Origin of the sequence: Archangium sp. (assembly GCF_036389735.1) — a bacterium.
Lineage (GTDB): Bacteria > Myxococcota > Myxococcia > Myxococcales > Myxococcaceae > Archangium.
Window position 1 is genome coordinate 1 of sequence record NZ_DASVWK010000454.1, and the last position, 8671, is coordinate 8671.

6 protein-coding genes are annotated in these 8671 nt (G+C 69.6%); 3 read left to right on the forward strand and 3 right to left on the reverse strand.

What is annotated here, in order from left to right:
* Both ileS and VF794_RS16165 read right to left on the reverse strand, forming a co-directional pair.
* A partial coding sequence (gene ileS / locus VF794_RS16160) for an isoleucine--tRNA ligase (RefSeq protein ID WP_331111365.1) occupies positions 1-1937 on the reverse strand: 1937 nt, incomplete at its 3' end.
* 57 nt (positions 1938-1994) lie between these two features.
* Positions 1995-4190, reverse strand: coding sequence for a tenascin-X (locus VF794_RS16165; RefSeq protein WP_331111367.1), 2196 nt, complete (start codon positions 4188-4190; stop codon positions 1995-1997).
* A 186-nt stretch (positions 4191-4376) separates the two neighbouring features.
* Here VF794_RS16165 and VF794_RS16170 point away from each other — a divergent pair, with 186 nt between their 5' ends.
* From VF794_RS16170 to VF794_RS16180, 3 genes are all read left to right on the forward strand, one after another.
* The gene (locus tag VF794_RS16170) at positions 4377-4664 is read left to right on the forward strand and encodes a hypothetical protein (protein WP_331111369.1); all 288 of its coding nucleotides are present in this window, start codon (positions 4377-4379) and stop codon (positions 4662-4664) included.
* Positions 4665-4952: 288 nt separating this feature from the next.
* On the forward strand, positions 4953-6695 hold the full coding sequence (locus VF794_RS16175; RefSeq protein ID WP_331111371.1) for a serine/threonine-protein kinase: 1743 nt from the start codon (positions 4953-4955) through the stop codon (positions 6693-6695).
* A gap of 51 nt (positions 6696-6746) precedes the next feature.
* Positions 6747-7388, forward strand: coding sequence for a hypothetical protein (locus VF794_RS16180; RefSeq protein ID WP_331111373.1), 642 nt, complete (start codon positions 6747-6749; stop codon positions 7386-7388).
* A gap of 21 nt (positions 7389-7409) precedes the next feature.
* Here the strand turns inward: VF794_RS16180 and VF794_RS16185 are convergent, their stop codons facing one another.
* A complete protein-coding gene (locus VF794_RS16185) occupies positions 7410-7892 on the reverse strand; it encodes a cupin domain-containing protein (protein ID WP_331111374.1) in 483 nt (160 codons plus the stop codon).
* Positions 7893-8671: the final 779 nt, after the last annotated feature.

Here is an 8671-nt window from a genome sequence, read left to right on the forward strand (position 1 = left end):
TTGTACGGGTGCGGCCAGTCGCGCCGCGGGGTGATGCCCTGGCGCCGCTGCGTCTCCTCGTCGAACACCAACGTGCTGATCATCAGCAGCGAGTAGAACCAGCCCCGCGTCTGATCAATCGCCTCGGAGATGAAGTCGGCGGGGAAGGCCTGGGCGAACTTCTCGCGCGAGCCGGCCGCGTGGGGATAGCCCCACTGGGCGAAAGGCATACACCCCGAGTCGAACCAGACATCCACCACCTCGGGCACGCGCACGAAGCGGCCGGGGGTGCCGGGCTTCTCGTAGGTGACCTTGTCGATCCACGGCTTGTGGACGATGAGGTGCTCGGCACTGGTGGCGCCGGGCTTCTTGGCGAGGAAGGCCTTGAGCTCGGCCTCCACGGCGGCGAGGTTGCCGCCGGGCTTGTCGCGCAGGGCCTGGAGCGACGGAATGGCCTCCACCTCGCCCGTCTCCGAGTGCACCCACAGCGGCAGGGGCGTGCCCCAGTAGCGCTCGCGTGAGAGGGCCCAGTCCACGTTGTTGGCGAGGAAGTCGCCGAAGCGGCCTTCCTTGATGTGCTCGGGGACCCAGTTCACCTCGCGGTTGTTGGCGATCGCCCTGTCCTTCACCGAGGTGGTGCGGATGTACCAGGCGGGCCGGGCGAACTGGATGAGCGGGTCGTCATCCGCGCGCCAGCAGAAGGGGTACTCGTGGCGGTACTGCTCGACGAGCACGAGCCGGCCGCGCTCCTTCAGCTCTCGCTGGATGTCCTTGTCCGCGTCCTTCACGAAGCGGCCGGTGAGCTGGGGGAAGTCCTCGGAGAAGGTGCCGTCCGGGCGGATGGCGCAGAACATCTCCAGGGCCTCGGGGCTGGCGAAGCGGGTGCGCTCGCGGCGGAAGGCCTCGTAGTCGTCCTCGCCGAAGGCCGGGGCGATGTGGACGATGCCCGTGCCGCTGGTGAGGGTGACGAAGTCCGCGCCGATGACGCGCCAGGCGGGCGTGTCCTTGCCTCCGTCCGCGAGCGGCAGCACCGTGTCGCCCACGCGTCCGGCGTACACGTCATAGGGCGGGGTGTAGCGCTTGCCCACGAGCTCGCTCCCCTTGCGTGTCTCGAGGACGGGCAGGTCCTTCTTGAGCTTCTTGGCCAGCTCGTCGCGCAGGGCGGCGGCGATGATGAGCTTGCGGTCCCCCGCGTCCACGGTGACGTAGTCCACGGTGGGGTTCACCGCGGCGTACATGTTGGACGGGAGCGTCCAGGGCGTGGTCGTCCAGATGAGCAGCGAGGTGTCGGGCGCGTCTCGCAGCGGGAAGGCGACGTAGGCGCTGGGGTCGTCCACGGTGCGGTAGCCCATGCCGACCTCGCCCGAGCTCAGCGCGGTGCCACCCTGGGGCCACCACCAGACGATCTTGTGGCCCCGGTAGAGCAGGCCCTTGCGGAACAGCTCGGAGAGCGCCCACCACACGCTCTCCACGTAGCCGCGGTGGTAGGTGACGTAGGCCTCCGGCAGGTCCACCCAGAAGCCGATGCGCTCCGTCAGCCGCTCCCACTCGTTGGTGTAGCGGAAGACGGACTCGATGCAGCGCTCGGTGAAGGGCTCCACGCCATAGCGCTCGATCTCCGCCTTGCCGTGGATGCGCAGCTCCTTCTCCACCTCGACCTCGACGGGGAGGCCGTGCGTGTCCCAGCCCGCTTTGCGGGGGACCCGGTAGCCGCGCATGGTCTTGTAGCGCGGGAACAGATCCTTGATGACGCGGGTGAGGACGTGCCCGTTGTGGGGCAGGCCGTTGGCGGTGGGAGGGCCCTCGTAGAAGACGAAGACGGGGGCCTCGTCCCTGCCCTGGAGCGTCTGCTCGAAGACGCGGCGCTCCTTCCAGAAGGCGAGGGTGCGGCGCTCGTCAGCGGGGAAATCGATCTCGTTGGGGACCGTGGAGAACAGGGGGGCGGGAGCCTGGGACATGGCGGCGGAGTGATACCACCAGCCGCCCCCGGGTGCGCCCTTTCGTCCAGTCGAGCGTTAGCGGGGAGAACCCGTCGGGTGCACTCCGTCCTCGTGGTGATCATGCCCCGGTCCGCCGAACGTGCCCGGCCAGGGCTCCTCGGCCGGCGCCAGCCCTGGCAGGGTGAAGCGCTGGAAGCGCGCCTTGCCGTAGGCGAAGGGGGGATCGCACTCGCCGCACCGGTTCGCCCCGTCCATCATCGTCAGCGCCCCCGGGCCGAGCTCGAAGAGCTGCGGCACGCTCCGAGGCGTGTACCCCAGCTCGCAGCGGAAGGCCTCGCTCCCGTCCTGGGCGCGCACCCCCACCAGCAGCGGTGACGTCCCCTCCGCCGCGAAGCCCAGCACCATCGTCCGGGGCACCCCACCCTCCTGCCACGTCCCCAGCCGCAGCTCCTTCGAGACGAAGCTCGTCCTGGCCGGCAGCTCGTACGTCCACGCCGGCGCCACCCCGGGCACCGTGTACCCCCGCAGTCGCGGGGACTCGGGCGGCACCACCTCCGGGTTCACCGTCGCGCCCTCCGGGCTCGGCACCACCACCTCGCGCGTGGCCACCGCCCGCCCCAGCTTCAGCGGCAGCGACGCCACCGGCTCGCCATCCGAGGTGCGCAGGGGCTCCGTGCCTCCCTCCGGCAGCAGCAGCCCCCGCACCAGCCCCAGCTCGCCTCCGTTGAAGGGCAGCGTCCGTCTCCAGCGCGGCACCCCGTCCGAGGAGAAGGCCATCACCAGGGTGGGCGAGCCCGCGGCCAGCGGCGCCCCCGAGTTCACCGTGGGCGAGAAGGTCACGTACAGGTCCCCCGCCGTGTCCGAGGCCAGCCCGAAGGGGTGCGGGTGGTCGCACCGGGACAGCAGCGGATCCTCCAGCGTCTGCGCCGACACCATGCCCCCCGCCGCGTCCAGCACCACCAGGAAGTACAGCCGGCACAGCCCGGCCGGATCCTTGCCCGCCGGGTAGCCCTCGAAGAGCGCCGCCAGCCGATCCGGCGCCATCACCGCCAGCCGGGCCATGAAGAGGGTCGAGACCTGCTGGGCGATGTCCGGCCGCGCCTGGGCCAGCTCGAACGTCCAGCGCGGGGCTCCCGTCGTCCGCTCCATCAGCGACACCTTCCCCTGCTGGGGCAGGTCCATGCACAGCAGCCGCTCGTTCCACAACATGCAGCGCCGCGCCGTCATCTGGGACTGCACCGGCGAGTCCTCCGTCGCTCCGATCACCGGCCTCGCGAAGAAGCCCGACAGCGTCACGTCGCCCGAGGGGCCCACCAGCAGATCGTGCAGCTCCTTGTCCTGGGCCGCCGCGTCGTACGTCCAGTCCGGCACCAGCGCCTGGGCCGGCGGCCGCACGCAAGTCGAGCCCTTGCACCTGCCCTCCCCCTGGCAGGGCGAGGCCGGTGCGCACACGAAGCCGTCCGGAGGGTTGGCCTTCACGCACGCCCCCTCCACGCACACGTCCGCCGAGTCGCACCCGCGCGCCTTGCCGCCGCAGGAGGTGCCGTCGGCGGCCGGCTTCAGCTTGCAGCCCTCCCCCGGATCACACCACCCCTCCTGGCAGGCCCCGTCCCCGGGGCACGGTGGCGCCGGCACCGACAGGCACCCGTCCAGCGGGCCGCACACGTCCGTGGTGCACGCGTTGCCGTCATCGCACGTGCGCTCGCGCCCCCTGCACCGGCCCGCCTGGCACACCGCGTCCAGCACGCACGCGTTGCCTGGATCGCACGCCGCGCCGTCCTCCACCTCCTCCTCCACGCACTGCTCCTTCTCCACATCGAAGGTGAAGCGGTGGCACGTCACCGGCGAGGGGCAGGCGGGCACCGGCCGGCCCTCGCCCGTCAGCCGCAGCGTCACCGTGCGGCCTCCCTCCTCGGTGCCCACCAGCGTGGCCTCGTAGGTGCCGGGGGCCGTGGGGGCGAAACGCACCGTCACCGTGGACTCCGCCGAGGCCTCCACCCGCTCCGGCAGCCCCTCCAGCGCGAAGGGCGCCGGCACCGTCCCCCACGCCACGCGCACCGAGGCCCGGCCCGCGGTGCCCACCCGCAGCTCCTCTTCCCGAGCCACACCCACGTACGTGGCCACGAAGGCCACCTCCTGCCGCGAGAAGCGCACCTCGCCCGAGGACCCCACCAACGGCGGCCGCTCGTCACGGCAGGCCCCCAGCGGCCCCGTGAGCAGCACCAGCACCAGCACCCATCCCCAGCCGCCTGCTCTCGTCTCGCGCGTCATCGGTGAACCCCTGCCCCGGCTATAGCCCTGGCCCTCCCCGGGAGCGAGAGGGCTCACCCCGCTCCCGTTCACCGGGTCACCCTCGGGGGCACTTTCGTTTCTACCGTCCGCCCCGGGGGGAGGTGTCGCAAGACCCCGGAATTCCTGGAGTTCACTGCCGGTACGGTTCTCGCAAAGCCCGAAGACATGGCTTCCATCGAATCCGCTGTTTCAGAGCAGCTCACCCAGGCCTTCACCGTCTACGTGCCGCTGGCGCTGCAACCGCAGATGGACTCGCTCGCGCAGGACACCCGCACCCACCTGCTGGGCGAACTCTTCCGGCTGGCCGTCCAGGCCTGGCAGGAGCGCGGCCTGCTGCCCCGCCAGGGTCCCGTCACGATGGAGTTTCCCCTGGGGGGCATCGACGTGGGCATCGAGCTGGATGCCTCCAAGACCCGCCTCACCCTCGTCTCGCTCTCGCGCACCTGGCACTGACCGGACCGGGCAGCCCTCCCCAACTCCACCCAGTCCCCAGGGCCCTCTGTTTCTTTACTTGAGTAATGTAGGTATTGATCAAACAGGAGTGACAGCAGGGGCTGTGGGCTTGTGGAAAAGTCTGGAACCCCTTGGAACGACTGAGGAATCCCAGGCGTGCTACATGTGGGGAAGTTGGCGCTAATCCCCGGGCATCCACAGGGTGTGGGCTGAGGCGGGAGTTGTCCACAGGGACACCGGCTCCATCCACAGGTCGTCCACAGGGCAGGTGGGCTATCGTTTCGGCCCATGTCGCACGCCTCCTCCCCCCAGGATCCGCACTGGGGCCAGCGCATCGGCCGCTACCAGGTGCTCACCCAATTGTCGGTGGGGGGCATGGCGGAGCTGTTCCTCGGCTTCACCTCGGGGCCGGGGGGGTTTCGCAAGTATGTAGCACTCAAGCGGATCCTCCCGGACGCGCGCGACAACGAGCGCTTCGAGCGCATGTTCCTGGATGAAGCGCGCATCACCGCGGCGCTCAACCACGCCAACATCGGGCACGTGTTCGAGCTGGGGCAGGACGCCGAGGGGCTCTTCCTGGCGATGGAGTTCATCGCGGGGCAGAACCTGAACCAGATCGCCGCCACGTGTCGGCGCCGGGGCGAGAGCCTGCCCCTGGGCTTCAGCCTGTCGGTGGCGCGGGACGTGTGCCTGGCGCTGCACTACGCGCACACCTTCATCCTGCCCGGGGGCAAGCCCTACCCCGTCATCCACCGGGACGTGGCGCAGAAGAACGTGATGGTGGCGTACGACGGGGGGGTGAAGCTGCTGGACTTCGGCATCGCCAAGGCCCGAGACGCCCGGGAAAACACCCAGGTGGGGATGGTGAAGGGGACGGCCGGGTACATGTCGCCCGAGCAGGTGCGGGGCGAGCCGCTGGATGGCCGCAGCGATCTGTTCTCGGTGGGGGTGATGCTGCACGAGCTGCTCACCGGGGAGCGGCTGTTCTCGGCGGAGAGCGAGCGCCAGGAGCTGGAGATGATCCTGGACGCACCGATCCCGGTGCCCTCGGCGCGGGTGCCAGGAATTCCGTCCCAGGTGTCGACGGTGGTGCTCAAGGCGCTGGCGAGGCCTCGGGAGAGTCGCTACGCGAACGGGCGGGAGATGGCGCGGGCGATCGAAGCGGCGGCGGGGACGCTGCTCTTCGACGCCGATCAGCGCGCGGCCTTCATGCGCGAGCACTTCCAGGAGCGCATGGAGGTGACGAACCGGCTGCTGGAGAGCGCGGACGAGGCGGGCGCGCACGTGGACTCGGGGACGGCGCGGATGCTGGGGGGTGGCGTGGACGCGGGGGTGGAGTCCGCGGCTCGGGAGACGCGCGAGGCGGAGCGGGACGAGGCGCCGCCGAGGCAATCGCGCTCGGTGCTCACGACGGGGAGGGTGGTGGCGCGGGAGAAGTCGGGGCACGAGCGGGAGCCCGAGCAGGCGGGGACGAGCCGGCTGGGGCCGTGGCTCCTGGCGCTGCTGGTGCTGGGCGGTGGTCTGGGGTTCGGAGCGGTGAAGCTGCTCGGGCTGCTGGAGGCGGGCGATCCCGCGATCCCGGAAGCCGTGATGGGAGATCCGTCGCCGATAACGCCCATTGATCGGCTCGGTGAGAAGCTGCCCCCGCCGCCGCAACCCACACCGACGTCGGAGAGCGCCACCGCGGAGGCGGAGGCGCCGCCCCCGGTGGAAGCGAAACCCCCGACGGAGGCCCAGGAGGGCAAGGATCCGCGAGCCGAGGCGACGAAGGACGGCGACGGTGAGCCCCCGAGCACGACGAGGAGTGTGAAGCAGGGAGCGCTGACGCTGCTGGTGCTCCCGGAGGCGGAGGTGTTCCTGAAGGGGCGCTCGCTGGGGAAGACGCCGTTGATCAAGAAGCCGGTGCCGGTGGGCAGGCACCTGCTGATCCTCAAGGGCGAGGACGGGAAGCGGCGGGTGCTGTCGGTGCCGATCGCGGCGGGCAAGACGGCGCAGTTCCGGCTGAAGCTGACGGACATCCCGGAGAAGTGAGTTACATCAGAGTCGTTTGACACCTGCCTCGGCGCATGCGGTGTTCATCCCATGCCTGGATTCCTCGCCCTGCTCGCCGCGCTGCTCCTCGCCGTTCCCGAAGCCGAAGCCTGCGAGTGTCCCCGGAGGAGCCCCTCGGACAAGGCGGACCTGAACGCGGCGGACACCGTCTTTTCCGGGACGGTGCTGTCCAGTACCCCCAGCGCTGACGGCACGGGGCAGGTCCACCGGTTCGAGGTGAGCAGGCTCTACAAGGGGAGCATCCAGCGAGTCACCGAAGTGGTGACGACGGGAGGCAAGAGCTGTGGCTTTCCCTTCGAGGTCGGCAAGAGCTATCTGGTCTTCAGCACGGGCCACGGACCCCTCACCGCGACCACCTGCGGTGGAACCCGGGGCCTCGAGCGGGCGAGCGGGAAAGGTCCCACGCTCAAATCCGCGCCGTGTGCTCTCGCGCTGGAGCCGGCCCTCGGCGAGGCCGCCAAGGCCGCCACGCGCATGTTCAAGAAAGACTTCGCCCAGCACCCCTCCACCCATGTCCGGCTCCACTGCGGGGAGAATGGGAGTGCGCGTGTCGTGTACCGCTCGCGGAGGATTCCGGCCGAGCAACTGTCGATGGTTCGCGATGCCATCGAGGCCGACGTCATGTTGAACGGGAAGACGGGGAAGGTCGAGCGCGTGTTCGTGGGCCCGTGAGCGTCCAGCTCAACGGCGCACCTACTGCGTCACCTGCTCCGTGACGTTGAAGAAGCTCTTGATGACGTGCTCGCCCTTGACCTCCCAGAGCATGATCTGCCCCTGGCGGATGAAGTAGCTGTCACCCTTCTTGAAGGTGTGTGACTGGCCCGCCTCGTCGGTGAGGGTGACCTCGCCCTCGAGGATCGTGGCGTGCTCGGAGAAGGGGAAGACGATGCGAACGATGCCCGTGGTGGCCTTGAAGATGCCGGCCGTCATGCCCCGATCGCTGAAGTCGATGCGGCCGGAGAGGGCCGGCGTCCCCTCGAGCACCTCTCCGCCCAGCGCCTCGGGCGAGCCCAGGGGAGCGAAGGTGGACGGGTCCAAGGTCTCGTTCGGGGAGTAGACCCGCATCGCGCTCTGGGTGCTGGGCTCCGAGATCGCCGACACGGACGTCCCAGGGGCCGCGACCTCCTCCCGAGGGGTACCACCGCAGGCATTCAGGATGCCCACCAGGGCCGACATGCCGAGACCAACCATCCAAGAACGCTGATTCTGACGAGCCAAGGTCGCCTCCAGGGATTCGCTACCCGCCAGATCCCTTCTGCAATGGGCGGGCCGAAGTGTCCTCCTCCGGCCGTTTGACCCGACTCCAGGGCTTGTCTCGCGCCAGAGCTGCAATTCAGCAGTGCCACTGGGCCGGAAGTGCCCTTTCAGCCGCTCCCCATGTATGTGTTTAGAGGTTCCGAGAGACGTAGGTGCGAGTGCCAGACCTCGCGGAGGGGGGGTTCGGATGACTCACCACCGAGGAGATGGGGTCATCCATACCCATGCGGCCAATTGAGAGACATTCGTCGACTAATCAGGAGGAGAGTGGGTGCATCTCCACCCATGCACAGCTCTCGAGGAGATATTTTTTTGGTCGCGCGATCCAATCCAGGTTGGTGCGATCAATAGGCGGCCAATTTACAGGATGCGCGGGGCCGGTGGAGAGGCGGTGCAGCCCTCTCGGGGCACACGCCGGCCCAAGCGGCCCACTCTACGGCGCGACCAAGGCCGCCATCCAGAGCAGCGGATCGACCGCCATGAGGTCAGTGAGGGAGCGGATCCAACCCGCTGCCCTCAACAGGGCCCCAGCCCTTGAGCCTCAACACCACGCGGCCCGAGGGGGCTGTCGCGCCGGGGCCAGGCTCGCACTCTTCGTGGGCAACCCCAGGTGCTCCACAATCGCGCGCACCCCTGCTGCTGCCTTCACGGCCCGCCAACACCCGCCGCCTGCCTCCACACCTCACACAGGCGAACAC